The 24,492-nt window shown below is 64.0% G+C and carries 18 protein-coding genes; 2 read left to right on the forward strand and 16 right to left on the reverse strand.

Features of this window, described 5'->3' with window-relative positions; translation table 11 throughout:
* Positions 1 to 16 precede the first annotated feature (16 nt).
* From PJK54_RS15235 to PJK54_RS15260, 6 genes are all read right to left on the reverse strand, one after another.
* A complete protein-coding gene (locus PJK54_RS15235; RefSeq protein ID WP_084208242.1) occupies positions 17 to 2,236 on the reverse strand; it encodes a polysaccharide biosynthesis tyrosine autokinase in 2,220 nt (739 codons plus the stop codon).
* A 5-nt stretch (positions 2,237 to 2,241) separates the two neighbouring features.
* Positions 2,242 to 3,375 carry a polysaccharide export protein gene (locus tag PJK54_RS15240; protein ID WP_077374075.1) on the reverse strand — a complete coding sequence of 378 codons (1,134 nt, stop codon included), beginning with the start codon at positions 3,373 to 3,375 and terminating at the stop codon, positions 2,242 to 2,244.
* 27 nt (positions 3,376 to 3,402) lie between these two features.
* Complete coding sequence (locus tag PJK54_RS15245) at positions 3,403 to 3,693, reverse strand: hypothetical protein (RefSeq protein ID WP_139345440.1); 291 nt, start codon at positions 3,691 to 3,693, stop codon at positions 3,403 to 3,405.
* 1,027 nt (positions 3,694 to 4,720) lie between these two features.
* Positions 4,721 to 5,830, reverse strand: coding sequence for a glycosyltransferase family 4 protein (locus PJK54_RS15250; protein ID WP_077374081.1), 1,110 nt, complete (start codon positions 5,828 to 5,830; stop codon positions 4,721 to 4,723).
* A gap of 113 nt (positions 5,831 to 5,943) precedes the next feature.
* On the reverse strand, positions 5,944 to 7,125 hold the full coding sequence (locus PJK54_RS15255) for a glycosyltransferase (RefSeq protein WP_271303292.1): 1,182 nt from the start codon (positions 7,123 to 7,125) through the stop codon (positions 5,944 to 5,946).
* A complete protein-coding gene (locus tag PJK54_RS15260; RefSeq protein WP_077374088.1) occupies positions 7,122 to 8,126 on the reverse strand; it encodes a glycosyltransferase family 2 protein in 1,005 nt (334 codons plus the stop codon). Before PJK54_RS15260 ends, PJK54_RS15255 begins: the two co-directional genes overlap by 4 nt.
* 500 nt (positions 8,127 to 8,626) lie before the next feature.
* Between PJK54_RS15260 and PJK54_RS15265 the strand changes: the two genes are divergently transcribed.
* Both PJK54_RS15265 and PJK54_RS15270 read left to right on the forward strand, forming a co-directional pair.
* Positions 8,627 to 9,388 (forward strand): sulfite exporter TauE/SafE family protein, encoded by a 762-nt coding sequence (locus PJK54_RS15265; RefSeq protein ID WP_167592983.1) that lies wholly within the window; start codon positions 8,627 to 8,629, stop codon positions 9,386 to 9,388.
* On the forward strand, positions 9,388 to 9,684 hold the full coding sequence (locus tag PJK54_RS15270) for a hypothetical protein (RefSeq protein WP_271303293.1): 297 nt from the start codon (positions 9,388 to 9,390) through the stop codon (positions 9,682 to 9,684). Before PJK54_RS15265 ends, PJK54_RS15270 begins: the two co-directional genes overlap by 1 nt.
* Positions 9,685 to 9,808: 124 nt before the next feature.
* Here PJK54_RS15270 and glmS read toward each other — a convergent pair whose 3' ends face one another.
* The 10 genes from glmS to PJK54_RS15320 form a co-directional block, all read right to left on the reverse strand.
* A complete protein-coding gene (glmS, locus tag PJK54_RS15275; RefSeq protein ID WP_084208238.1) occupies positions 9,809 to 11,761 on the reverse strand; it encodes a glutamine--fructose-6-phosphate transaminase (isomerizing) in 1,953 nt (650 codons plus the stop codon).
* 236 nt (positions 11,762 to 11,997) lie between these two features.
* Complete coding sequence (locus PJK54_RS15280) at positions 11,998 to 13,344, reverse strand: UDP-glucose dehydrogenase family protein (protein WP_141392678.1); 1,347 nt, start codon at positions 13,342 to 13,344, stop codon at positions 11,998 to 12,000.
* A gap of 266 nt (positions 13,345 to 13,610) precedes the next feature.
* A complete protein-coding gene (locus PJK54_RS15285) occupies positions 13,611 to 14,477 on the reverse strand; it encodes a glycosyltransferase family A protein (RefSeq protein WP_271303294.1) in 867 nt (288 codons plus the stop codon).
* A 43-nt stretch (positions 14,478 to 14,520) separates the two neighbouring features.
* Positions 14,521 to 15,276 carry a glycosyltransferase family 2 protein gene (locus tag PJK54_RS15290; protein ID WP_077374105.1) on the reverse strand — a complete coding sequence of 252 codons (756 nt, stop codon included), beginning with the start codon at positions 15,274 to 15,276 and terminating at the stop codon, positions 14,521 to 14,523.
* Positions 15,269 to 16,507 carry a glycosyltransferase gene (locus PJK54_RS15295; protein WP_167592981.1) on the reverse strand — a complete coding sequence of 413 codons (1,239 nt, stop codon included), beginning with the start codon at positions 16,505 to 16,507 and terminating at the stop codon, positions 15,269 to 15,271. Before PJK54_RS15295 ends, PJK54_RS15290 begins: the two co-directional genes overlap by 8 nt.
* 1 nt (position 16,508) lies before the next feature.
* Positions 16,509 to 18,005, reverse strand: coding sequence for a polysaccharide pyruvyl transferase family protein (locus PJK54_RS15300; protein WP_191237397.1), 1,497 nt, complete (start codon positions 18,003 to 18,005; stop codon positions 16,509 to 16,511).
* A 100-nt stretch (positions 18,006 to 18,105) separates the two neighbouring features.
* Positions 18,106 to 19,458, reverse strand: a complete 1,353-nt coding sequence (locus tag PJK54_RS15305; protein WP_176504009.1) for a hypothetical protein — start codon at positions 19,456 to 19,458, stop codon at positions 18,106 to 18,108.
* Positions 19,455 to 20,522 (reverse strand): EpsG family protein, encoded by a 1,068-nt coding sequence (locus PJK54_RS15310; protein WP_077374117.1) that lies wholly within the window; start codon positions 20,520 to 20,522, stop codon positions 19,455 to 19,457. The genes PJK54_RS15305 and PJK54_RS15310 overlap by 4 nt, the downstream gene beginning before the upstream one ends.
* 2 nt (positions 20,523 to 20,524) lie before the next feature.
* Positions 20,525 to 21,820: a sugar transferase gene (locus tag PJK54_RS15315; RefSeq protein ID WP_240499683.1), complete on the reverse strand. Its 1,296-nt coding sequence runs from the start codon at positions 21,818 to 21,820 to the stop codon at positions 20,525 to 20,527.
* Positions 21,821 to 22,094: 274 nt separating this feature from the next.
* A complete protein-coding gene (locus PJK54_RS15320) occupies positions 22,095 to 24,443 on the reverse strand; it encodes a polysaccharide biosynthesis tyrosine autokinase (protein ID WP_271303295.1) in 2,349 nt (782 codons plus the stop codon).
* Positions 24,444 to 24,492 lie beyond the last annotated feature (49 nt).

Below are 24,492 nucleotides of genomic sequence, written 5' to 3' on the forward strand. Positions count from 1 at the left end.
GTGCCGCGACACGGCATCAGGTATAGCTGTAGTTGTAATACCCGTAGTGCTGCTTATCCCCGGCCTGCTGCTCGATGGCATTCAAGATCGCGCCCTTGACGTGGATGCCGTTGTTCTCGAGCTTCTTGCGAGCATGTTCCAGCTCACGCACCTGGTTCATGCCGAAGCGCGCCACCATCAGGCTCGCGCCGACATGGCGCCCGATGATCAGCGCCTCGGTGACGGCGAGTACCGGCGGGGTATCGATGATGATCAGGTCATAGCGCTCCCCCAGCTGCTCCAGCAACTGGGCAAAGTTTTCCTGCATCAGGAGCTCGGACGGATTCGGTGGCGCCACCCCACGGCCCAGGAAGTCCAGGTTGTCGATGCGCGTGTGATAGATGACCTCTTCCAGAGGACTTGCGCCGCTGAGGACATCCGATAGGCCGCCCTGCTCGGAGGTGCGCTGGAAGGCGTGGTGAAGATGTCCGCGCCGCATGTCGGCATCGATCAGCAGCACGCGCTGGCCGGCCTCGGCGCTCACCGCGGCCAGGTTGAGGCTCACGAAGCTCTTGCCGATGCCCGGACTCGGGCCGGTGAACATCACCGACTTGCGCTGATTGTCCAGCAGCGCGAAGTGCAGGCTGGTGCGCAGGCTGCGCAGCGCCTCGATGCTGATGTCGGAAGGCTGCGAGGTCGCCAGCACGCCCTGATAGATCTCGCGCCCGGACTTCTCGCCCTTGAGGCGCACGCGACGCATCATGCCCTGCTGCAGCGGCGAGAGCGGGATGGTGGCGTAGACCGGCAGGTCCAGGGACTCGATCTGTTCGGCGCTGTCGATGCCCTTGCGCATGGAATGCCGCAGCAGGATGCCCAGCACGCCCAGCAGGAAACCGGCCATCGCGAAGACCACCATCATCAGCGAGGTTCTCGGCGAGATGGGGCCAGGCTGCAGGACGGCGGGATCCAGAATCCGCACGTTGCCGACCGTACCGGCCTTCTTGAGGCGCACTTCTTCGCGCTTGTTGAGCAGCGCGACGTAGATTTCCTGGCTGACATTGACGTTGCGGTTCAGATTGAGCGCTTCGCGCTGCGCCGCCGGCAGCTGTTCCGCCTGCTTCTGGACCCGCGCCTTTTCCTGATTGAGGGAGTCACGACGCGCCACCAGTGCCCGATAGGCCGGGTGCTCATGGGTGTAGGCACGCGACAGCTCCGCCAGTCGCAGCTTGATCTCGGTCAGCTGGTTGTCCAGCCCCACCAGGTTCTCCATCACCTGCTGGCTCTCGGCGGTCAGGTCCACGGAATCGCGGCGGCGGCGATAGTCGTTGAGGGCGGATTCCGCCTCATCGAGCTGGCCGCGCAGCGTCGGGATCTGGTCACCCAAAAAGCCCAGCTGATTGTCGGCCTCGGCGGATTCGCGCTCGATGTTCTGCTGCAGGAAGACGTCGGTGATGGTGTCCAGGGTGCTGACGATGGCCTGCTGGTCGCTGCCGGACAGACTCAGAGTCACCACGCCGGTATCGCTGCCGTTGCGCTCGGCGGTGAAACGCGACTTGATGGAGTTGATGGCACTGAGGTCCGAGATGCTGGTCAGCGCGAAGCGCGCCCCGGGGCTGGCCTCCATGCGCTGGACGAAGACCTTGATGTCACCGGACAGCGCATTCTCGCCCACCGTGCCATGCATCAGCAGGTTGCCCTCGGCGTCCAGCAGGCGATAGTGCTGCTCATCGACCACTTCCAGGGTCAGCGTCTGTCCCTGCCACTGGCCGCCAAGCTCCAGCGTGGTGACCTTCAGGACGTCATCCCCCCAGGCATATTCATTGCCGCCGAGACTCTCCGGCAGACGCATTCCGCGATGGGACAGCCAGTCGCCGATGACGGGGTAGCGCACCGGTGTGACGACGATGTTGAGACGCTCACGCGCCACGGCCTGCCCGAGCACCAGCCGCGAGGCCAGGATCTCCAGCTCGTCACTGGTACTGCCCTCCTCGGGGCCTCCGGACTGACCCGTCAGCGTGCCCAGCAGGCTGGCGCTGCCGCCCTTGTCCTCGATCTGGATCAGCGAGTCAGCCAGATAGATGCGCTGCTGGCTGCCGACCACATAGATGCCGATCAGCGTCAACAGCACGGTGCTGGCGATCAACCACCAGCGACGATGCCAGAGCAGTGCCAGCAGGGTGCTGAAGTCCAGGCGACGCGTCGCGTCCCGGCCAGCGTCACCGGAAGATGGCGGCATGGGAGAAGTGAACTGATTCATGGACCTCAATCTCCCTCGATGTCGTCGATGACCGAGACGAAGGCCCCGGTACTGGTGACCGACGGCAACAACTGACTCAGCACGCGGTTCCAACGGCTGACCGGCGCCGCGGTGACATAGACCACATCCCTGGGCTGCAGCGGGAAGCGTGCCCCCAGCATCAGCGAGGTGGCATCGGAGATATCGAGCACATAGACGGTGGCGAGCTTGTCAGCGTCCGGGCCGTTCTCCCGGACCACGAAGACACCGGAGGGGTCGGCACGGTCCTCATCCACGCCACCGGCGCGTGACAGGGCATCGGTCAGACTCAGACGCTCGTTGCCCACCGGCATGTTGCCGGGCTTGAGGACCTGCCCCAGCACGAAGACGTTCTGGTCGGTCGCCACCGGGATATTGATGACGTCGCCATCGTGTAGCAGGCGGTTCTCACGCATGTTGCCCTGCTGCAGCAGCTGATAGAGGCTCAGGTGCTCCTGGTGGCCGTCGCGGGTCAGGGTGATGTCGTGGGTATTGGCGAGTTCGGTGACACCACCACTGGCACTGATGGCATCGATCAGGGTCAGGGGCACATCGGTGACCGGCACGAAGCCCGGCTCACGGACCGCGCCGCTCAGATAGACGCGCTGCGAGCGGAACTGGGCGACGGAGACGTTGACCTGCGGGTCGGTGATGAAGCGTGACAGGCCACGCACCAGCGAGGCGCGCACCTCATCCACGGTCATGTCCTTGACGTTGATGCGCCCGACGTAGGGGTAATACAGCGTGCCATCCGGCTGCACGATGTAGGTCAGCGCTTCCACCGTCTGGCGCTGAACGCCCGTCTCCTGGGCCAGATCCAGCGGCGTGCTCAGATTGATGGCCAGGATGTCACCGCCACCCACGCGGTAGACGTAGCGCTTGATGTCATCCACCAGCGCGTCATCGGCCGGGGCTGTCTGAGCCGGGAGTGCGCGATAACTGCTGATCAAGGCCGGCGTGATCGGGCTGACCGTGACATGGTCCGACAGCGGCGCCGTCTCGACCTCATAGTCCATATGGCCGCCAGGGGCGAAGGCACAGCCTCCCAAGGCGGCCAGCATTATCGCCAGGGAAACTCCCCGCAGCGTCGATCTGGTCGATCTCTTCATAACCTCTGTCATCCCCTGTAAGCCCTGCGCTCTGCTCGATCACATCCTGATCGGCGCATTCATCGTGTATCCGGACACGCTACCGCCCCGAGGAATCGGCTTTCTCCCCTGCAGCACGTGGAAATTCTGTGACGTTCCCTTGCGAGACAGGCGCGAATCATTCCCTGCCTCCGCCAGCGCGCCGTTGAACGAACGGTGACCTGTCAGGATCGACCCAATCCCGACATGTACCGGATCATGAAAATCATCCAACGGCATCAGACCATCCTGATCCATGACACGGCCTGAAGAATCAGCACAACTCATCATGACGACATGAAAGATAATCACGGCATCTTCATCGATGACTCATGACTCTCATACTCGACATCATCAGTATCGTCATTGAAGGATGACTGATAGCGTGATCAGCCATTACAGGAGGGCATAAGAACGAAAATGAGGACTCATTTTCGCCGGTATTTCAGAGATCTCTCGACACTTCCCCGAGTATCAACAACGCATCACGAGAAGGCCTGGGTGAATCGTGAAACGTCAATCTCCGCATTGCATCACCGGATGAGCAAGGGCGAACCCTCTGCATCCGGCATCAGGAAAAGATGACATTCACGTATTCTGGAGTGGTGAGACACAATGAAATACAGCAACTTGCGACCAGTTCGTACCTGCCTGACTTCCTGTCGGCCTTTCCATTCTCTTCTCCCATGCCACGAACTGGCGCCATCGAGACTGACAGCAGCGATCAGAACGTCACAGGGATTTCGTGATGGATTCGGCACTTGACCATCATCAAATCACCCTCTCATCTACGATGAATCGTGAATAATCACGTCTTAATCGGCGTGACATCATCGATATTTCATGAGGTGGCGATCTGCTTGATTTTCAATGTCTGATTACGGACTTGATAATAAATTAATCGACCACAACAGCAAGGCGTAAACTCTCTTTCACGACGATTGTATTGCCGCACTTCACTTTAGACTGTTTTCTCTCATCTCAAGTATTAGTAGAGCGATGACATGAATGAATCGCCAACCGCTGAGAGCCACTCATCCTGATGCCACACCTGACTGACATCCGCATGAACCTCATGACCCAGCACTCCCCATCATCTGGCATGAGACGTCTCATTCAGGGGCCGCATAGCGCCATTCCCCATTTCCAGGATAAGAAAAAGGGCAACCGATCACCGCATCGGTTGCCCACTCTTCTGACTGCCATGTCCAGCGCCAGACCCCGCATCTCAAGCCCGCTTTTCAAGCGCACCTTTCAGGTCCGCACCGCAGGCCCATTCTTCAGACCCGCAGGGCCCCATGCGCACTCTTCTCCCATTCGCCACTCTCGCCCTGCGCGTTCAGACCGAGACTTCGGGTGCCGCATCCAGCTCGCCTTGCAGCCGGCTGGTGTAGAGCTCCAGATGCCCGGCCAGCGCCGTGTTGATGTGGTAGCTGCCGCCGTGGCGTCGCGCGTTGCGCGCACAGCTGCGTCGCAGCTCCTCGTCAGCCACCAGGCGGGTGAGAGCATCGGCATAGCGCGCCGGCGTCTGCTCATCCACCACCAGCCCATTGCCGACCCGATGCACGACTTCTGCGCAGCCACCGACGTTGGTGACCAGCACCGGCAGCCCGCTCAGCGTGGCTTCCAGCAGCGAGATCGGCAGTCCTTCCCAGGCAGACGACATCAGGAAGATGTCCGATGAGGCCAGAAGCCCCGCCACATCCGAGATGTTGCCCAGCAAGGTGACCTGATCCTCGAGCCCGGCGTCACGGATCTGCGTGACCAACTCGGCCTTGAGCGGCCCCTCCCCGGCGATGCTGAGCGTGACATTCAACCCCTGTGCCTTGAGGCGGCGGCAGCTCTCGAGCATCAAGGGATACTGCTTGGCTTCGGTGAGACGTCCGATGGCTGCCAGCTTCACCGGGGTATCCAGCGCCGTCATCTGCCAGCCGCTGTGCTTGAGGCGTGCCCCCGAGACGGCATTGTCGATCTGGACCACCGGCCGCCTGACCAGCGGCGCAAGCTTGCGCGTGCAGGCGTGACAGATGCCGACATAGGCGCTGACGCGACGATCGAACAGTCGAAACAGCCAGTTGGGCGCCCCCAGCTCGATACTGTGCACGGTCATGATCACCGCAAGCTTGCGTGGCAGCAGGAAGGCGAACATCAGCGCGTAGTAGAGATGGCAATGCACCACATCCGGGGCGAATCGATTCACTTCCGCGCGCAGCCGCGTGCCGCCCCGCCAGGGACGGCGACGCGTGTCGGCGCCCAGAAACGAATGACTGATGCCCGCCTGACTCAGCTGGGCCAGGAAGTGTCTTTCATAGTCCAGATCTCGCCCGCACTGCTCAGCGGTTTCCAGAAACGTGACATGAACGCTGTGCCCCGCCGCGACCATGGCAAGGCTCAGGTCCTTGACGTAGACCTCGGCACCTCCTGATGCGGGGGTCGAGATGACATGCATGATTCTCACGGCGATAGCCTCCTGCTGTCGTACCTGAAGATTCGTATCCGATAGCGCGAACGCGAGCCCCGAAAGGAGGGCTCGCAAGTCACATGTCTGGTGCCTGACTCAGCTCAGATGACACGTAGCAGTGCCGGGGCTTCCAGTCCCTCCAGCACGGCCTGCCAACTGGCCTCGACGGTACGGCGCGAAAACCGCTCCAGGCCGTAATCGACATTGGCACGCAGGCGCGCAAGCACTTCATCATCACCGAGCACGGCGCCCAGCTGCTGACTGAACGCTGCCACATTGCCCTGCTCGACCAGATAGCCATTGATGCCATGCTTGAGGATCTCGCGGGGCCCGGCCGGGCAGGCGAAGCTGATGCAGGGCACGCCACAGCTGAGCGCCTCGACCAGTACCAGCCCGAAGCCTTCGAAACGTGACGACAGCACGAACAGGTCTGCCGTGGCGTATTCGCGCCGGATGTCGCTGCACTGGCCGGGCATCTGAAGCTGGCGCGTGATGCCAAGCCGCTCCGCCTGCGCCTCCAGCGCCTCGCGTGCATCACCCTCGCCGACGATGCGCAGCACCCAGCCATCACGCGATTCGGCGGGAATCGCCGCCCATGCCTCCAGCAGCAGATCAAAGCCCTTCTGGTGCGTCAGGCGCCCCACCGCCACCGCCACCTTCGGCGCGACGGCCTCAGAAGGCGCCACTGCGGGCGGCGCGGCGGCGGCGTCCTGCAGCCGGGCCTGACGCTGGAGGATCTCGTGCTCCAGCGGATTGAGGTTGGGCACGACGCTCAGACGCTCGGTGGACTGGGGGAGCAGCTGCTCCCAGTATTCGCGGTCCTCATGGGAAAGCACCACGATACGATCGGCCCGCCTGGCCGCGAGACGCCGCGCGGCATTGCGCCGTGGCACGCCGAGATCCGAGGTGGCATTGAAGTGTTCCCAGCAGAGATAGCGCGTGTGCCGCAGCAGATAGCTGGGCAGCAAGAATGGCAGGAAACCGATGCTCTCGACCACGATCACCACGTCCGGTCGCTTGCGCAGCACCATCCAGAAAAGCCGCAGGAACAGCAGCACGCCGCGCAGCGCCCCCAGATGCTGACGTTTTGGATACAGCGATTCATGCACGATATCCTCGTGCAGGGGATAGGGGCTGTCGGCAGGGCCATGCTCGCTGACCACCTCCACCTGATAGTCACCGCTGGCCGCCAGCATGTTGGCGGTATCGGCGCAGGCACGCTCGGTGCCGCCGGTGCGCGACTGGGCGCCGGTGTAGAACAGGATATGCTTGCGAGTGCTCATGACGCGTATTGGCTCCGCCGAATCAATTGCCGGGACAGGGAAGGACTGAACGCATAGCTCATCAGCAACGCCTTTTCCTTCAACGACAGCTGACGCAATGCCGCCCAGGATGACTGGCGCAGCTGAGACATCACCACCTGCCTCACCTGGTCATCGTCGTGGGTCTTGTTGATGGCCTGGCGCATGATGAAGCTCACACCGACGAAGCGCAGGGCGCGAATCTCCAGCAGTGCCAGGCCGTGGGCGGCCGCGAACTGCTCGCGGTAGCGGGAATCGAACACCTGCCAGCTGCGGTGAAATCGGGCCAGCTCGCGATTGCCGAAGGGCTTGCGGGTCAGAGAACCGTCGCTGCGCTTGTCGAAGCGATACAGCACCTGGGGCAGATAGAGAACGCGTGCCGCCCGACCGAACAGCTCGAGGTTGTAGAGACCATCCTGGGAAACAGGAAGGTCAGGAAAGCTCAGGGCGCAGGCGAGATCGGCGCGGATCGCCTTGCCCCAGGGAGCGGAGACGATGCGGTCGTGCATGAAATCGGTGAAGGCCTGCATCTGGGTGCGCTCAAGGGGCTGGCTGCACAGTGGCGTGCTCTCCCGCTCTCCCTGTGGCCCCTGCAGGCAATAACGGAACACCACCACCTGCGGGCAATCGAAGGCCACGATCTGCGCCTTGAGCGTATCCAGGGCGCCGGCCACGAAGGTGTCATCCGCATCGCAGAACAGCACATAGCGGCCACGTGCCAGACTCAGGCCATGGTTGCGGGTCGGCCCAGGCCCGAGATTCTCGGCATTGCGGCGCAGTACCAATGAGGTCGGTGGCCGGGCGGCGTGACTGCGCTCCACCCGCAGAAAGGAATCATCCGAAGAGGCATCATCGATGATGATGTGTTCGTAAGCGGTGTCGTTGGCCGCGAGACTGGCGATGCAGCGCTCGAGCCCGTCACCCGAATTGTGATTCGGCGTCACGATGGTGAAGAAAGGAGATTGTGCTGCGTTGCGTTCCATGCCCGGATATCCATGTGGCGGTGCTTGTCCATCAGGGGCTCACGCTCAGGCCGTGTTCATCACTGCCAGGCATCAAGCAAGGAGGCCAATGAATCTGTCGGCTGGCTTGCCCTGCCAAAGCCCGGCCCAAGCCACCAGCGACATCATGTGGCCGCAAATGGCGACACTTCATGCCCCCTTGTTCACCACAGACTAATAAGCTGCTGATATTCAAACAAGGCGACATGTCGCCAAAAACCGAATTCATGAGGGTTCATGTCGCAAACTCCTTGCATCTCATGCGTAAGCTAAGCAATTCAAGACCACTAAATTACCTATGCAAGTTTGAGCAGGATGGGCCGAGCTGCTGACACGCTTCATCCGCGAAAGCTCACATGACTCACCCTCGCCGGCTGGCAGCCACGAGACTGTCGCCCTTTTGCGGCTGGCCCGCGCTATCATGGCAGCGCAATGCCTCCACCCTCCCCTCACGCCGAACGGGGCCACCCAACGGAGTCACCATGACCCTCTGGCAACTCGCTGCCATCCTGTTGAGCCTGGCACTGGCCAGCTACATCCAGACCCTCACCGGCTTTGCCTTCGGGCTCATCGTCATGGGCCTGCTGGCCACTCTCGATGTCCTGCCCATCGAGAGCGCCGCCCTGCTATGCGCCCTCTTGAGCCTGTTCAACAACTGCATGGCACTGCGGGGTCACTGGCGGGAAATCGACCTGCGCCTCGCGCGGCGACTGCTGGTCACCAGCCTGCCGCTGCTGCCGGTCGGCTATTACCTGGCCACCTGGCTGGGAGAGGAGCGCGCGCCCCTGCTCGGCATGCTGCTGGGATGCGTGATCCTCATCGCCTGCCTGGCGCTGCTGATGCAACCCAAGCCGCGTGAGACGCTGTCTCCCCGTTGGCACTTCCATGCCGCCGGCGGGCTCTCGGGCCTGATGGGCGGGCTGTTCGCCGCCAACGGGCCGCCGCTGGTGGTAATGCTCTACCGCCAGCCGATGACGCTGGTGGCGATCCGCTGCACCCTGTTCGCTGTCTTTCTGGTCGGGGGCGCCATGCGCATGGGACTCTCGATCATCTCTCCCGGACGCGCCGGCGAGCACCTGAGTGAGCTGCTGATGATCGGTGCCGCAGGCGTGTTCGTGGTCATCGCCTTCACGGAGCTCGCACGCCGCTTCCCACCCCCGCTCAGTGACCACCACCTGCGCCAGGTGGCCTACGCCATCCTGCTGGTCTCCAGTGGCAATCTGATCCTCAAGGGGTTGATCTGATGCGCGAGATTCCACCGTCACAGGTCGAGGAAGCGCCGGGAGAGGAAGGCTTCATCGAACTGGCGCCAGGCACACTGGAGGCCATCAAGGCCGCGGGCAGGAAACTCGACGATGACGTCAAGGCGGGGCGTGTCAGCTCAGGCAGTTCACGCTGGATCACGGGGCCGGGGGGAGATCGTTTCTGCATTCGTCATCAGGGCCCCACCCCCGAGCCCCCGGACACCTGCGAGACGGACACCACAGCCGGGCGGCGCAGCTGGTGGCGCCGTCTGTCGTCATGGGTCCTGCCGGGCTGAGCTGCATCAAGCAGGCAGCGTCAGGCAACCGCCGGCGGCATGATGCGCGCACACGAAAAAAGGGACTGCCCATGGGCAGTCCCTTTCGTCTTCATGCGAGACACAATTCAGTGCCCGCGCGGGATCACTCTACCGTGACACTCTTGGCGAGATTGCGCGGCTGATCGACATCGGTGCCCTTGAGCACGGCGACGTGATAGGACAGCAGCTGCAGCGGGACCGCATAGACGATCGGCGCGAGGAAGCGACACACCCCCGGCACGGTGACGACGTGCACGCCCTCACCGGCCTTGAGGCTGACTTCCGGGTCGGCGAACACGAACAGCTGGCCGCCACGCGCGCGGACTTCCTGAAGGTTGGACTTCAGCTTCTCCATCAGGTCATCCATCGGCGCGACCGCCACCACCGGCATGTCCTCATCGATCAAGGCCAGCGGGCCGTGCTTGAGCTCACCCGCCGCATAGGCTTCGGCGTGGATATAGGAGATTTCCTTGAGCTTGAGCGCACCCTCCATCGCGATCGGGTACTGGCTGCCGCGCCCGAGGAACAGGGTGTGATGGCGATGCATGAACTTCTCGGCCAACTGGGCGATTTCCCCGTTCAGCCCCAGCGATTGCTCGATGACATGCGGCAGGTCCTTGAGACGCATCAGCAGCTGACGCGTGAGCAGGTCATCTTCCTCGTCCTGCGGCTGTCGACGGCTCTGGCGCAGGGCCAGCGTGGTCAGCATCAGCGCCACCAGCTGGGTGGTGAAGGCCTTGGTGGAAGCCACCCCGATCTCCGGCCCGGCATGGGTCAGCAGTGACAGATCCGACTCACGAACCAGCGAGCTTCCCGCCACGTTGCAGATGGCCAGACTCGCCAGGTAATGCCCTGCCTGCGGCCCCTCGCGGTTGAGCTTCTGGATATCCCGCAGGGCCGCCAGCGTGTCGGCGGTCTCGCCGGACTGCGACAGGGTGATGAACAGCGTGCCCGGGGCCGCGACACGCTCGCGGTAACGGAACTCCGAGGCCACCTCGACCTGCGCCGGAATACCGGCGACCTCTTCCAGCCAGTAACGCGCCACCATGCCGGCGTGATAGCTGGTCCCGCAGGCGATGATCTGCACCTGACGCACATCGGCCAGCAGCTGCGTCAGTCGCTCGACATCGACGACTTCCCTGCCCTTCTCGGCGCCGTCATCCGCGGCCAGGAAGGAATGGCGCGAGACCTCGAAGGCCTCCAGGCGCACGCCCTGCGGGTCGAGACGCTCGGCCAGGGTACGCGACAGCACGGTGGGCTGCTCCATGATCTCCTTCATCATGAAGTGGCGATACTCACCCTTGCCCGCCGCTTCGACGCTGTGCTCATAGCGCACCACTTCGCGGGTCACCGGCGTGAGCTCATCCTGCTCGGCACCACGTTCCAGCACCTGGATGCCACTCGGGCTGATGGCCACCATGTCGCCCTCATCCAGATAGATGAAGCGGTCGGTGACCGGCAGCAGTGCCAGCGGGTCAGAAGCGATGAAGTGCTCCTCGATTCCCACACCCACGACCAGCGGGCTGCCCTGACGGGCGCCGACCAGCAGCTCGGGATTCTGCTGTTCCATCACCGCCAGCGCGAAGGCGCCATCCAGACGCGCGGTGACCACATTGACCGCCTCCGGCAGCGCACGGCCAGCGCGCAGTTCGCGGTCGACCAGATGCGCGACCACCTCGGTGTCCGTCTCGGAAGTGAAGTCATAGCCCTCCTGCTCCAGCTCACGGCGCAGCGCCTCGTGGTTCTCGATGATGCCGTTGTGCACCACGGCCACGCGCTCGCTCGAGAGGTGCGGGTGCGCGTTGTGCTGGGCCGGACGCCCGTGGGTGGCCCAGCGGGTATGGGCGACGCCGATGGCACCGGACAGCGGCGCTTCACGCAGCTCGTCCTCCAGCGCGCGGACCTTGCCGACGGCACGCGCACGGCGCAGTTCACCGGCGGGGTCGATCACGGCCACGCCAGCGGAGTCGTAACCCCGGTATTCGAGGCGATGCAGCCCCTCGATGAGAATCTTGCTGATGTCACGCTGAGCCAGGCCGGCAACGATGCCACACATGGAAAGCTCCTTGTCTGCTGCCGCCCCGTGCCAGGCACGGAGCGGTTCGAACGAATGGGGGGCAAGGCGGTGTCCTTGCAGAGGTCACGGACGCGACCGCCTTGCCGAGAGGCTGAGTCAGAGAACTTAGCCACAGAACTGAGCCACAGAACTGAGCCAAAAGGCTGAATCAAAGACTGAGTCGGGATGCCGCGACGACGGTTTGCAACCGCACGTGTCGCAGGCCGCCGCCTGGGTCAGTCGCGCGTCAGCGCCAGGGTGTCGCCACGGCCGACCGCGTAATACATCAGGCCGGCAGACTTCATGGCGGACGGCTCGAAGAGGTTGCGGCCATCCACCACCACCGGGAAGGCCAGCTGGGTCTTGAGCCAGCCGGCATCCAGCGTGCGGAATTCCTTCCACTCGGTGCAGATCACCAGCGCATCCGCGCCCTTGACCGCCTGGATGCGATCCGCCACCAGCACCAGATCATCGCGCTCGCCGTAGATGCGGCGTGTCTCACGCATGGATTCCGGGTCATAGGCCTGCACCTTGGCACCCGCCGCCCACAGCGCTTCCATCAGCGTGCGGCTCGGCGCGTCACGCATGTCATCGGTGTTCGGCTTGAAGGCCAGCCCCCAGACGGCGATGGTCTTGCCGGCGAGATCGCCATCGAAGGCACGTGACAGCTTCTCGAACAGCGTGACCTTCTGCCGCTTGTTGACGGATTCCACCGCGGTGAGCAGCTCGGCCTCATAGCCGATCTGGCTGGCGGTACGCGCCAGCGCCTGGACATCCTTCGGGAAGCAGGAGCCACCGTAGCCACAGCCCGGGTAGATGAAGTGGTAACCGATGCGCGGATCACTGCCGATCCCGCGACGCACTTCCTCGATATCCGCGCCCAGGCGCTCGGCCAGGTTGGAGATCTCGTTCATGAAGCTGATCTTGGTGGCCAGCATCGCGTTGGCGGCGTACTTGGTCAGCTCGGCGGCGCGCACATCCATGAACATCAGCTTTTCATGGTTGCGGTTGTAGGGGGCGTAGCATTCGCGCATGCGCTCGCGCACCTTCTCGGAATCGGTGCCGACCACGATGCGGGCACCACGCGTGAAGTCCTCCAGCGCCGCGCCCTCCTTGAGGAATTCCGGGTTGGAGCAGACATCGAAATCCACGCTCACGCCGCGGTGCTTGAGCACCTCAGCCACGCGGGCGTGCACGCGGTCTGCCGTGCCCACCGGCACGGTGGACTTGTCGATGATGACTTTGTAGTCATCCATGTACTCACCGATGCTCTCGGCCACCGCCAGCACGTACTTGAGGTCAGCACTGCCATCTTCATCCGGCGGCGTGCCCACGGCGATGAACTGCAGCACGCCATGCGCGACGGCCTCGCGGGCGTCGGTGGTGAAGCTCAGACGGCCGGCTTCCACGTTGCGCAGCAACATGCTCTCGAGTCCCGGCTCATAGATGGGAATCTCGCCCTGCTTGAGGCGCTCGATCTTGGCGGCGTCCACGTCCATGCACACCACATCATGTCCCACATCGGCCAGGCAGGTACCGGTGACCAGGCCTACATAACCGCTTCCGAAAATCGTGATCTTCATTGAATGTCATCCTTGTTGGCCTGACGGCCATCTCGAGTGTGAACGCAATGCGCCAAAGCGATGCATGAGCGATACCGGTCGGGGCGGATCTCCCACTGCAGGGAGACCGTGAACCACTGACAGATCGCCCCTCGGCCCGAATCCGGCGTGACGTTACCCAACCCACTGACGGGCAACGTCAGTGGGGAGAGAGAAAAGCGCAGAGACTGCCATCCATCGGCGTCTGCCCATGCCGATTCGGGCGTACGTGTGTGTCGCGCGGGCGACTAGCGGAAGAAATTGCCGACGAAGGTCGCCAGATAGCCGCGCTTGAAGGCGATCGGGGCCTTGCGAACCAGGAAGGCCAGTGCCAGCGGCGAGAAGCGACTGCCAGTGACCCGAGCGAACATCCGCCCCTTGGTGCGCGCCTTGGCGGGCGAGCTGTAGAAGTCGCTGCCGGAGGTGACCCCCGCATGGGCGACGATGCCCAGATTGGCGCGCATCAGGCGCGCGCCCTGACGGCGGGCATCGCTCATCACGATGAATTCCTCGCCGGAGGGTTGGTCGGTGCCCAGCCCGAACTGCTCATCGAAGCGGGCATGGAACTGGCAGAGATCCAGCGCCATGTCCACCGAGCGCACGCGAGCCAGTGACATCAGGGTGTGGGTCTTGAAGGCGACCGGCGGTGCCGGACGATCCGGGTCCCGTTCGTGCAAGGGGAAGGCCTTGACGTGCGGGAAGCTGATCGCCGCCGCCTCGGTACAGGTGAAGGCTTCCATCACCAGCGACACTGCCTGGGGATGCAGCTGGACATCGTCGTCCAGGATGTAGGCGTAGCGTGTCGGGCAGGCCGCCAGCGCGATGTTGCGGCTCTTGGAGAGACCACGCCCCGCGACCGCCAGATACTCGAAACGGCTGTCGAAATGGGCCAGCACGTACTCGCGGAAGATATCGCGCTGCGCCTCGTCCTGATGGGCTTCCGACAGCTGATGCACGATCAGGAAGCGGGCACCGGGCAGCTCGTCATAACGCGGCACGCTGTAGATCCCGGCATCCAGGGTCGAGATCAGGAAGGTCAGTTCCGGCACCTGGCGACGGGCACTGTCTTCCACCTGACGCTGATGCTTCAGCACACGAGCACGGGATTCGTGCATGGGGCGGCCTGCATGACGAGCGGGATCGACGGAGATAGTTTCATCAACGATGTTTTGCATAACCGTTCACCGCGTAATGGACAAAGTTGCGACTGGCGCTGATCACATCCATCCCCAGCACCTCACGATACAGACGCCACTGGTAGGCGGCGGCCTTGAACTTGTTGGAGGACACGCTGCTCTCGCGACGCGTGTAACGCGCCAGCGGCTCGGGCATGCCCTGCGCCGGGCCCAGCTGACCGATGATGATCAGCCACAGCGCCAGGTCCTGACGCTTGCGGATGGTCGGCATGTAGAAACGCCCGAAGCGCCCCGCGTCATAGATGGCGGTCAGGCAGCCGATGGAGTTGGAGCGCAGCATGTCGTCACGCGTCAGACGCGCCGGCGGTGCGAAGTGGGAGACATGGTTGCCCTGCTCATCCACCATCTCGTAGCCGGTGTAGGACAGTCCGGCGCCGGTCTCCTGCATGAAGGCGATCTGGCGTTCGATCTTCTCCGGCAGCCAGGCATCATCGGCGTCCAGGAAGGCGATGTAGCGGCCCTGGGCCTCGGCGATGGCACGGTTGCGGGCACGCCCCGGCCCGCCGTTGGTGTCGGTCTCGAGGATGCGGATCTCGACGTCGCCGGTCTCCAGTGCCGCGAAATCCTCGCGCAGTCGCGCGGCGGCACCATCGGGTGAGGCATCGTCGCTGATCAGGATCTCGCGCACCGGCTCGCTCTGGGCCAGCACGGAATCGACGGCGGCATGCAGGCGGCGATCATAGCCGTAGTTGGGCATGATGACGGACACATCAGCCATGGGCCTTCTCCTTGGAATGAGGCGAGTGGGATCCACTGACGCTGACGCCGTTCACGAATGCGCGCTGGCGCGAATCGGCCGGCACCAGGCGCGTGATCAGGCGTTGATAGTCCGGCAGCACCGCATCACGGCTGTAGTGGGCAAAGCTCTCGCGTGCGGCCTTCGAGAGATGCAGCAGGCGATGGTCGTCAAATTCGAGACGCGCCAGTTCATGCGCCAGCTCCTGCACGATCTCCACCTCACCGGCACTGTCCGCTTCGGCACTCAGCACGCCATCGACATCGTGGCGAATCAATGCCAGCGGGCCTGAGCGCACCGGGCGTGACAGGCACGGCAGGCCCTCACGCTTGGCTTCCAGCACGTTCATCGGCAGGCATTCACGCTCGGACGTCAGCAACAGCAGACGGGCTCGGCGCAACTCACGCGAGACGTCCTGCAGCGCGCCGGTGAACAGCACCCGGGTGTCATCCGGCACGCTGTCATCGTTGGCGCCCTGGAAGACCTTCAGCCCCAGCTCGTGGCACAGCGCCAGCAAGGACTCACGTTCCGGACCATCCCCGACCAGCACCAGACGCCCGCGGCGGTAACCCGAATGGGCAAAGGCACGGATCGCCAGATCGACACGCTTGATCGGCGCCAGACGCCCCACCATCACCACGTCGGCCTGACGCTCGCACTCGGCGCGCGTCTCGCGCTCCGCGAGATCATCCAGATAGTTGGGAATCACCGTCGGTTGCAGACCACGCCGCCGCCAGCATTCCGCATCCACCTCGTTGAGCACCTGCAGGACATCGAGATGACGATAGAGCAGGTGCTTGATGACGCGCTTGGCGCGACGATCGTGATGATAGGCGCTGTGCTCCTGGGCGATGACGCGGGTCAGCGGGCGCGAATTGCCCGCCTCGTCACGGCCTCCGGTGCCACGCGCCGCCAGCTGGGCGGCCAGATGGAAGGCGAAGTAGCCGCTGACCATCACCTCGATGCGCGCCTCCAGCATCAGACGACGCAGATGCGTCACCCAGTGGCGGAAGTTCTTGCGCGTACCGGTGGCGGGCAGGCCCAGGGTGCGGTATTCGACACCCTCGAGACGGCCCCAGTAGGGCTCGCCTTCACGCACCGATACCAGCGTGACCTGATGGCTGTCGCGCAGATCACGCGCCAGGCCGTGCATCACCTTCTCGACGCCACCGCAGGCGCTGATGTCCTGGATCAACAGAGCGACATGGGCCATGTCAGACTCCTCGCACGACAGGCTCGCTGTCGTGGGTGGCGTGCTCAGCGGCCGGGGCGTCCGTGGCCACGGGGTCCGTCGCGGCAGGTGCCTTGGCAGCCGTCGGCGCCGGATAGGCGTCGTCATTGAGCTTGAGCTCACGCTGGCCCCAGACACCGGCGCGTCCCGGTGCGCGGCGCAGGAAGTCCCGCGTGATGTCGGCGGTGATCGCCAGCTTGTCGGCGATGACGCGCTCGGCAAGTGCCGGGAAGGCCTTGTCGGCGACCAGCGCCTCGATGTCGGCCACGATGCGTGCCGGGTCGAAGTTCTCGATGTCCTGAACGCTGTCGCCGAGCCCGAAGTCACGCATGATGCCCGGCGCCTTGGGGCCACAGTAGGACAGCGCGTAGACCGGCGTGCCGGACATCAGCGCGAAGATGACCGAGTGGAAACGCGTGCCCACCAGGAATTCAGCGTCGCGGTAGAGATCCACCAGCGCATCCGGGCTCGGGTCGCCCTGCACCAGCTCGATGCGCGTGGCGAGCTCCTCGCCCCCGTCAGCGGCGGCCAGTGCCTTCTGCAGGTGATCGAACACCAGCTGGGAGATGCGCTGGTCATTCTCGATATCGGTCGGGCCCAGCACGTGCGGCACGATCATCAGGCGCTCGATGCCCAGACGCTCACGGGATTCCAGCAGTGAACGCGACAGCACCTCGACACGCTCGGCGAAGGCCTGCTGATCCAGCCCCCACCAGTCACGCAGGGTGATCACGGCATAGGGAGAGGCCACGCCGCCCGGTGCCTTGACCTCGGCATGTTCATCGCTCGCCCGCGGGGCCATGGCGAAGGCCATGTCGGTGCCCAGCAACGCATGCGGCAGCTTCGGGTCGGCCTTCTGGGTCATGGCGTGGGTGATCTCCTCACGCGAGACCACCAGGCAGTCGCTCAGGGTGCGCAGGAAGAAGCGCTCCTGGGCCGGGGTCTTGAACGGGCCGAAGGAGTGGCCCAGCAACAGCACGCGCTTGCCGGCCTTGCGTGCCAGCATCACCGGCGCCAGATAGCCGATCAGCGCCAGCCAGGAAGACAGGGTCTTCTTGAAGCTGCCGTTGTGGAAGATATGACCGCCCTTCACCACCACCAGGTCGGCACCATCGATGACATCGTTGCCGCTCTTGCCCTGCTTGCCGAACGCCATCTTGGCCCCCAGCCCCAGCAGCGAGGTGACGAAGCGCAGCTTGTCACGCATCGGCGGCATCAAGGGCTGACCGACGGTGACGCGCTCGCGGTAGCGGCGACGAATGTGGCGGAAGGGTCCGCGCTCGGTGGCGAACACCTGATCATCGATGGGCAGGATATCGATGCGATGGCCTTCGGCCTTCGCCACGCCTTCACCGGAGACATCGCTGCGGCCGTGTTCGGCATCGATCAGCTGGTCGAGGAAGTCGATGGTGCCCATCAGGATGGCGGAGTCGCCCTTGTTGTCGTCATGCCATCCGTGCGTCATGCATATCTTGGCCATGCTATTCGTCCTTCTGTCCGTAATGTCGCTGTTCGGTGTGCACGATGCCCGGGCATCGCCACGTGAAATGTCGTGTACTCGTCGGCCCCAAGGCCGAACGTCAAGGGCTGGCCGTCGCGGCCGCCTCTTGCTGGCGAGCCGGCTGGAAGAGGATCGCCATCGCCAGCATCACCAGCTCCGCGGTGACCGGCACGCACAGGAAGAGGTGGTAGAGGTCGATGCCCAGAAGGCTGCCGCTCTCGCCGGACGCGTTGCCGAGCGAGTGATTGAGCGCCGCGATCGAAAGGCCCCCACCGACCACCAGAATGGCCCCGGTGCTCTGGCACAGCAGGCGCTTGCCATTCAGGCGCAGTGCTGCCAGGCGCGTGAAGGCGCAGGTCACGAAGGCGTGCACCAGGTAGACCAGCGCGAAGGCGCGCAGTGTCATGGTCAGGCGCGGGTAGGCGCCGCTCAGGAAGTGCTCGGCCAGCCACGGCGCCACCAGTGCCAGACCGCCCGCCACCGGCAGCGCGAAGCCGCTGGCGATGATCAGGTATTCCTTGAGGCGGCCATCACCCTGGGTCAGCTTGGGCAGGTAGTAGCGATACAGGCTGGTGGGGAAGACATAGAGCGCGAACACGATGGAGGTCACCACCGAGACACTGGCCACCTGGGCGGGCGCGAAGGCGAGCCCGGCCAGGATCACCCAGGCCTGCAGGTAGGCGAATGACATCAGGTTGTTGTAGAGAAAGCCGCGTCCACGCGCGAAGTCCGCCTTGCTCGGCAGGCGACTTGAGCTTGCGCCATCGCGGCTGGCAGCCGCCGCCCGGGCATCCGCCGCCGCGTCATGTGACAGCCACATGCCCAGCGCCATCACGATGACCAGCGCGAGGGCACTGACCATCACGAAGGTGGCCACCGGTGCCAGGCCGAACATGCCGGACGGCGTGGTCAGCTCGGCGCTGAATTCGGCGCCGGTCAGCAGCGCGACGCCCTGATGATAGAGCGCCGGACCTGCCGCGCAGGCGACCGCGATCGCCACCGCCAGCGAGATCAGCACCGTCATCAGATTGACGCGCCCCAGGCGCTCCTGACGCTGCAGGCGCGAATTGACCATCTGCAGGCCGACCTGCTCCGCCCCGGCGCGCAGGGCACAGAAGGCGAAGATGAAGGCAGACAGCCCCAGCAGCGGCGCGATGCCCACGGCGAAGGCGATGGCCAGCAAGGCGTAGAGGCCGATGCCGACGCCCATCCAGCGGCGCAGCGCCGCGCCACTGGCGCCATCTTCGGTGACCAGCAGCACCTCGTTGCCGCCCATGCGCGCCAGCACGCCCAGCAACACCGCATAGTTGAGGGCCAGGGCATATTCCCCGAAGGCCTCGGGCGCCACGGCTCGCGCCAGCAGCAGGCCCGCCGCGGACGACAGGCCACGCGCCATCAGGTTGAACAGCGAGAAGATCAGCGCTTCGCTCATGACTGACCTCCATTGCCGACCACCAGTGCTTCATCGCTCAAGAAATAGAATTGGTAGTTGTTCAAGAAATCATGATCCTGATTGCCGGCCGCCACCTTCAGCGACATGAAGAACAACGCCATCATCAGCGCACCGCTGATCAGACTGGGCAGCAGCTTGTCGCGGAAGTGCTCGATGACGTCACAGATGACGAAGATGGCAAACGGCAGGAAGTAGTAGCTGGCGCGGGCCACGTGCTCACCATAGGTGATGAACAGGGTGTAGAGCGCCACGCCGATGAACATCAGATTGAAGGCCCAGGGGTCCAGTGACAGGCGGAAATGCTTCCAGAGTCCCAGCGTCCCCAGGCAGATCAGCAGATAGATGACATAGAGCTTCTGCCCGCCCCCGGAAAAATCCTCGAAGTAGTGGGCATAGAGCCCCAGCGCACTGAGCGCGCTCTTGGCCAGCGGTCCTGCCACGAAACACAGCGGCAGCAGCCCCAGATAGACCCAGAAGGGATAGGCACGTCGCAGCAGCGGGTAGAGCACCAGCAACGGCAGATACAGCGCCAGGGTGTAGTGGAAGCTGGTGCCGACGAGCATCAGCACCAGCGCCGGCAGCCGCATGCCACGCTCCAGACAGGCCATCGCCACCATGAACAGGGCGATCGCCACGTGCTGCTTGACGAAGCCGAAGGCCGAGAGATAGATCAGCGGCAGGCAGACGAAGAACAGCAGGCACCAGGCCAGGTTACGGCGGCTCATCACCAGTGCGGTGACGAAGCACGATACATAGAGGAAGGCAGTGATGAAGAAGAACAGCTGCGGTTCCCCCCAGGCCCGAGCCATGCGCGCCAGTGCCGCCGGCGCGGGTTCGAGGAAGCTCAGGTCGACCTGCCAGGTGGCCATCTGGCGATACGAGAAGTAGTCGTATCCTGCGTCGTAACGCAATGCCATGAACGCCAGACACAGCCCGCCACCCAGCCAGGCACCCACCATGCGGGTGCGCTCGCTGGCCGCCAGTGGCAGAACTGCCACCAGCAGGGCCATGAAGCCGACGTAATAGCCACTGACGGTCAGCATGCTCAGCGTGCCCCGAAACCGGTCAGCATGGTCTTGATGGTACGACCGACGATCAACAGATCCAGCCACACGGAGAAGCGCTTGATGTAGTAGAAGTCGTGCTCGAGCTTCTCGCGCGTCTCGTCAGCGTCGGAGGCGTACCCCTGGGTCACCTGCGCCCAGCCGGTGATGCCAGGACGTACCACGTGACGGTAGTTGTAGAACGGGATCTGTTCGGCGAATTCATTCACGAACTTGACCTGCTCCGGACGCGGACCGATGAGGCTCATCTCGCCCTTGAGCACGTTGATGAACTGCGGCAGCTCATCGATGCGGGTCTTGCGGATCACGCGGCCGATACGGGTCACGCGCATGTCGTTGGCCTGGGCGAACTGGGCACCGGACTTCTCGCTGTCATGGCACATGCTGCGGAACTTGAACATGCGATACGGACGACCGCCCTGACCGACACGCTCCTGCACGAAGAACACGCCACCCGGCGAATCCAGACGGATCAGCACGGCAGTCACCAGGCAGATCGGCAGCACGAACGGGGCCACCGCCAGCACGGCCAGCACGTCGAACAGACGCTTGAACAGCTCATATTCACTGTTGGGTGCCAGCTGACCGAAGCTGTTCTCGCGCACCTGGTTGAGCTCCACGCGACCGGTGAGCGACTCGCGCACTTCACTGGCGTCGTAGACCGGAATGCGGTTGAGCACGCAGTTGGCCAGGAAACGCTGCCACTCGGCCGGCATCTCGGCTTCCAGATCCGCGACCACGCCGTTGTAGCGCTCCTGGCCCAGGTCCGGTGCGCGCATCAGGTTCCAGCGCGCCCCACGGGTGGTGAACAGGTTGCGATAGTCACCGAACGGCACCACGGCCAGCTTGCGGATGCGGGTGCGCTGCTCGGCCCAGAAGCCGATGGAGCAGATCAGCATCGCCGCGAGCCAGGAGCTGCCCAGCACGATACGGCTGAAGCGCAGATCCAGCGCGATCAGCACGCTCATCGCCAGCAGATAGCTGATGGTGATGGCCGGCAACACGTAGGCGAATGCCTTGGCACCGGGGTAGCGCGACATGTGACGAATCGCCTGCAGCGCGAGCAGGAAGCCACCGCTGGCCGCGATGACGCTGTGCATGCGCATCTCGCTGACCCAGGGGCGCAGGCCATTGATCAGCAACAGCGGGACACCCACCGCCAGAATCAGACCCACCAGCGCCTGACACAGCGAGTTGAACATCAGACGTTCGTACATGCGCGAATGTCGCTGACGCCCCTCGAGTCCGGTCGTCGCTGGATTTGTCGTCGTGTTCATGTGCCTGTCTCCCCCTTGGTTTGCGTTCGAGTGGTGTTTCCGTTCATCACACCCGGTGCCGTCTCTCGCCGCCCTTGCGGCCTGCACCGGTCTATCGCAAATCGTGCTGTCTTCTCATCACGCCGCATGCGCCCTTCGGGCCGGCATGCCGCGCCGTGTCGGTGACGTGGTGTCGAGTGACACCGGGTCTTGCGATACGTCGTCTTCCGCCTGGGTGTCTGTTGACGAGCTGTCATCAGACATAGGGGCGTCGCCGTGGATGGCAAGTCAGCACTCACGTATTTGCGCCGCCCTGATACTGGTAGTCGTGATAGCTGTAGCCGTAGCTGTAGGCCGTGGTCGCCTTGCGCTCGACGGCGTTGAGGATGGCGCCATCCACGCTCACGCCACTGGAAGCGAAGCGCTCCAATGCGGCTTCGATTTCCTTGGGCGAGTTGTGCATGAAGCGCGTCACCATCACGCTGACGCCGCACAGCTTGCCGACGATGGCCGCATCGGTGACCGCCAGGATCGGCGGCGTATCCACGATGACCATGTCGAAGTTCTCGCTGGCCCACTCGAGCAGCTCGGAGAAGCGCGCCTGCAGCAGCAACTCGGAGGGATTGCTCGGTGAGGTGCCGCGAGCCACGTAGCAGAGGGTGTCCGGCGTCTCACCGCCTTCGCCGACCACCGCCAGGCTCTCGTCGGCGATGCTGCGGATGATGGCGCTGCGCTCCACCTTGCCGAGCAGGTAGTCGCTCAGCCCCGGTGCCACGGCGCCCACCTGATGGCCCGCCATGCTCTGATGCACGTGACCACGGCGCATGTCGGCATCGATCACCAGCACGCGGTTGCCTGCCTGGGCACAGACGGCGGCCAGGTTGGCGGACACGAAGCTCTTGCCGATGCCCGGGCTGGGGCCGCAGATCATCAGGCGGTTATCGGGAGCTTCCATCATCGCGAAGTGCAGGCTGGTACGCAGACCCCGCAGACCCTCGATGGAGAGATCCGCCGGATTGCGCACCGCCAGCAGGCCAGGCGCGGCATTGCCGGCCGCCGCCGTGGCGCCCTTGCCGAGTTTGAAGGAGGAGAAGCGCTTGATGCCTCGCGCCAGGCGACGATTGAGGCGCGCCTGCTCCTCGGAGAGCGGCAGGGTCGCATGCACATTGAGGCCGAGATCGGAAAGCTCCGACGGTGTCTCGATGCCACGATGCAGCAGCGAGCGCAGCAGCACGAAGACCACACCCAACATGGCGCCCAGCAGGGTCGCGATCACCACGATCATCGCCTTGCGCGGGCTGACCGGGTGCGGCTGCGCCACGGCCTCATCCAGGATGCGGATGTTGCCGATGGTGCTGGCCTGGGCGATGTTCATTTCCTGGGTCTTGTTGAGCAGCTGCACGTAGATCTGCTGATTGACCTCGACTTCACGCTCCAGACGCAGGATCTCCTGCTGGGTGTCCGGAAGATCCCCCACCTGCTTCTCGAGCTCACTGCGCGTGCGTTCAAGATCCGCGCGCTTCTTGCGCAGTGCCACGTAGCTTGGGTGACTCGGGTTGAACTTGCCGGAGAGCTCCGCTTCCTCGAGCTGGGTCTGGTTGAGCTGGTTGTCGATGTTCACCAGCTGCTCGAGCACCGACTTGGTCTCGAGATCCAGATTCACGCTGTCACTCTTGCCGCGATAGGCATTGAGACGCTCTTCGGCCTCGGTCAGCTTCTTGCGGACGGTCGGCACCTGTTCCTTGAGGAATTCGAGCGACTTCTCCGCTTCCGCCGATTGACGGTCGATGTTCTGCTGCTGATAGGTCTGGGTGATGCGCTCAAGCACCTGCTGGGTGCGCAGCGGGTCTTCCCCCACCAGTGCCAGCCCCAGCACGCCGGTCTCCTTGCCCATCTCGGCCACCGCGAAGCGCGCGCGCAGCGCATTGGTGGCTTCCAGAGTGGACTGGTGCATCAGGGTGAACTCGGCTCCCTCGCCCGCGGTGAGCGAGGTCACCTCGAGACTCACCTCGCCCAGCGGCCCCTCGAAACGCTCACGCTTGCCCACCGAGCCTGTGCCGAGCACCTTGCCGTCGTAGCGCAGTTCATAGCGGCCCTGCTCACCCGAGCCGAGCGTCACCAGCGTCAGCGGGACGTTGTCCCAGCCCTTGGGCACGGCCAGGCTGGCCACTTCCAGTGACTCGCCGGCCCACACCATGCTGGAACCGGATAGCCAGCTCGGGCGCTCCACCTCGTGGCTGCGCAGGAAGGTCCCGATCACCGGGTACTGGTAAGGCTTGACCACCAGATCCAGCTGCTCCTTCTTGACGGTCTCGCCCAGCACCAGGCGCGAGGTGATGATCTGGATCTCGGATTCCGACGGCGGCGCCTCCCCCCGCAGCATGCTGGAGACATCCCGCAGCGGATTCATGTTGCTGCCACCATCCTCGACCTGCACCAGCGCATCGGCCTTGTAGATCGGCGTCGCCAGCAGCGCATAGAGCACCGCCAGCACGGTGAAGGTGCCGGTGATCAGCGCCAGCGTCAGGCGGCTGTCATACAGCTGACCCAGCATGCGGCCCAGATCGAGACTGGTGCGCGCCGGTACCGCTGCGGGTTCGGTGGCCCCCGTCTGACGGGAGGAATGGGCATTGCGAATCGACATCGTTGAGTCACTCTCCTGGTGTCCTGCCCGTGCATCGCGACGGGCAGGG

Source organism: Cobetia sp. MMG027, from assembly GCF_027947415.1.
GTDB classification, from domain to species: Bacteria; Pseudomonadota; Gammaproteobacteria; order Pseudomonadales; family Halomonadaceae; genus Cobetia; species Cobetia marina.

Bases quoted from the DNA above. Each gene is read 5' to 3' on its own strand.
- PJK54_RS15300 (WP_191237397.1), bottom strand. From the start codon at position 18,005: ATGGCCAAGATATGCATGACGCACGGATGGCATGACGACAACAAGGGC.
- PJK54_RS15320 (WP_271303295.1), bottom strand. From the start codon at position 24,443: ATGTCGATTCGCAATGCCCATTCCTCCCGTCAGACGGGGGCCACCGAA.
- PJK54_RS15235 (WP_084208242.1), bottom strand. From the start codon at position 2,236: ATGAATCAGTTCACTTCTCCCATGCCGCCATCTTCCGGTGACGCTGGC.
- PJK54_RS15240 (WP_077374075.1), bottom strand. From the start codon at position 3,375: ATGACAGAGGTTATGAAGAGATCGACCAGATCGACGCTGCGGGGAGTT.
- PJK54_RS15255 (WP_271303292.1), bottom strand. From the start codon at position 7,125: ATGAGCACTCGCAAGCATATCCTGTTCTACACCGGCGCCCAGTCGCGC.
- PJK54_RS15305 (WP_176504009.1), bottom strand. From the start codon at position 19,458: ATGAGCGAAGCGCTGATCTTCTCGCTGTTCAACCTGATGGCGCGTGGC.
- PJK54_RS15310 (WP_077374117.1), bottom strand. From the start codon at position 20,522: ATGCTGACCGTCAGTGGCTATTACGTCGGCTTCATGGCCCTGCTGGTG.
- PJK54_RS15295 (WP_167592981.1), bottom strand. From the start codon at position 16,507: ATGGCCCATGTCGCTCTGTTGATCCAGGACATCAGCGCCTGCGGTGGC.
- PJK54_RS15290 (WP_077374105.1), bottom strand. From the start codon at position 15,276: ATGGCTGATGTGTCCGTCATCATGCCCAACTACGGCTATGATCGCCGC.
- PJK54_RS15270 (WP_271303293.1), top strand. From the start codon at position 9,388: ATGCGCGAGATTCCACCGTCACAGGTCGAGGAAGCGCCGGGAGAGGAA.
- PJK54_RS15280 (WP_141392678.1), bottom strand. From the start codon at position 13,344: ATGAAGATCACGATTTTCGGAAGCGGTTATGTAGGCCTGGTCACCGGT.
- PJK54_RS15260 (WP_077374088.1), bottom strand. From the start codon at position 8,126: ATGGAACGCAACGCAGCACAATCTCCTTTCTTCACCATCGTGACGCCG.
- PJK54_RS15315 (WP_240499683.1), bottom strand. From the start codon at position 21,820: ATGAACACGACGACAAATCCAGCGACGACCGGACTCGAGGGGCGTCAG.
- PJK54_RS15265 (WP_167592983.1), top strand. From the start codon at position 8,627: ATGACCCTCTGGCAACTCGCTGCCATCCTGTTGAGCCTGGCACTGGCC.
- glmS (WP_084208238.1), bottom strand. From the start codon at position 11,761: ATGTGTGGCATCGTTGCCGGCCTGGCTCAGCGTGACATCAGCAAGATT.
- PJK54_RS15250 (WP_077374081.1), bottom strand. From the start codon at position 5,830: ATGCATGTCATCTCGACCCCCGCATCAGGAGGTGCCGAGGTCTACGTC.
- PJK54_RS15285 (WP_271303294.1), bottom strand. From the start codon at position 14,477: ATGCACGAATCCCGTGCTCGTGTGCTGAAGCATCAGCGTCAGGTGGAA.